General features: G+C 70.5%; 1 protein-coding gene. It reads left to right on the forward strand.

Annotated features, from left to right (window positions below; genetic code table 11):
- Positions 1–59: 59 nt before the first annotated feature.
- On the forward strand, positions 60–264 hold a 205-nt coding region (locus tag AAEZ00_RS21455; protein WP_351089954.1), incomplete at its 3' end, for a hypothetical protein.

Below are 264 nucleotides of genomic sequence, written 5' to 3' on the forward strand. Positions count from 1 at the left end.
ATCGCCAAGCGGTAAGGCACATGGCTATGATCACAGGCTTACGCTGAGGGCGACGTAGTATGCCAGAAGTGATAGGGGCTGTAGCTCAGATGGTAAGAGGGCAGGGGTGGGCGTGCGGGGGGGGGGGGGTGGGGTGGGGGGGGGGGTGGGGTGGGGGGGGGGTGGTGGGGGGGGGGGGTGGGGTGGGGGGGGCCGAGCTAACGTGTCGGGGAGGGGCGTGGGGGGGGGGGTCAGTGTTGAGACCCCCAGCCAGCCCAACACCAC

The sequence above is a fragment of the Shewanella sp. S1-49-MNA-CIBAN-0167 genome (assembly GCF_040310145.1).
In the GTDB taxonomy this organism is placed as follows: Bacteria; Pseudomonadota; Gammaproteobacteria; order Enterobacterales; family Shewanellaceae; genus Shewanella; species Shewanella psychromarinicola.